The organism is Limosilactobacillus mucosae DSM 13345 (assembly GCF_001436025.1).
Taxonomy (GTDB): Bacteria; Bacillota; Bacilli; order Lactobacillales; family Lactobacillaceae; genus Limosilactobacillus; species Limosilactobacillus mucosae.
This window is the reverse complement of sequence record NZ_AZEQ01000082.1, coordinates 1-334: the sequence shown is the minus strand read 5'-3', so window position 1 is coordinate 334 and position 334 is coordinate 1. Positions and strand designations below refer to the sequence as shown.

Annotated in this window: 3 tRNA genes; all 3 read left to right on the top strand. The window is 53.3% G+C overall.

Going from position 1 to position 334, the window contains the following annotated elements:
* Positions 1-66: 66 nt before the first annotated feature.
* A tRNA-Thr gene (locus tag FC47_RS10285) sits at positions 67-139 on the top strand.
* A 13-nt stretch (positions 140-152) separates the two neighbouring features.
* Positions 153-224 (top strand) — tRNA-Gly (locus FC47_RS10280).
* A 16-nt stretch (positions 225-240) separates the two neighbouring features.
* A tRNA-Leu gene (locus FC47_RS10275) sits at positions 241-326 on the top strand.
* Positions 327-334: the final 8 nt, after the last annotated feature.

Here is a 334-nt window from a genome sequence, read left to right as displayed (position 1 = left end):
GGTTCGAACCCGTCACGGCTCATTGCCATAGAGAGGCTTTGAGATGCGGAATACCGTAATTTTTGCGCCGACTTAGCTCAGTTGGCAGAGCACCTGTCTTGTAAACAGGGGGTCGGAGGTTCGAGCCCTCTAGTCGGCATCTTGAATATTATGCGGAAGTAGTTCAGTGGTAGAACATCACCTTGCCATGGTGGGGGTCGCGGGTTCGAATCCCGTCTTCCGCTTTGTCAATTCCATAATGCCGGGGTGGCGGAATTGGCAGACGCACAGGACTTAAAATCCTGCGGTTAGTGATAACCGTACCGGTTCGATCCCGGTCCTCGGCATCTTTTGC